Origin of the sequence: Cobetia sp. SIMBA_158, from assembly GCF_046566945.1 — a bacterium.
GTDB classification, from domain to species: Bacteria; Pseudomonadota; Gammaproteobacteria; order Pseudomonadales; family Halomonadaceae; genus Cobetia; species Cobetia amphilecti.
In genome coordinates this window covers 1-305 of record NZ_JAWJYL010000190.1, presented here as the reverse complement: position 1 = coordinate 305, position 305 = coordinate 1, and the positions used below count along the sequence as shown (strand labels likewise).

Below are 305 nucleotides of genomic sequence, written 5' to 3'. Positions count from 1 at the left end.
CACCGGTGAGGTTACCTACCGCTACGTCGAGGATGGCGAGACCGAGGATCACTCGGGCGGCGACATCACCGACAGCTTCGCGGTCGTGGTCACCGACATCACGGATGCCAGCACCACCGACAGTCTCGACATCGCGATCGTCGACACCGTCCCGACGGCCAATGCCGACACCGGCACCATCGCCGAGGACACCACTGACGCCCTGACCGGCAATGTCATCAGCGGGTCCGGTGACAGCACGGATGCCGATGCGGCCGCCGATGCCCTGGGCAGCGACACGCCGACCACGGTCACCGGTGTCGTGA

At 66.6% G+C, this 305-nt stretch carries 1 protein-coding gene; it reads left to right on the top strand.

Features of this window, described 5'->3' with window-relative positions; all coding sequences use genetic code 11:
• Positions 1-305 (top strand): hypothetical protein (locus R2R70_RS19580; protein ID WP_410978832.1); only part of this gene is annotated, 305 nt, incomplete at both ends.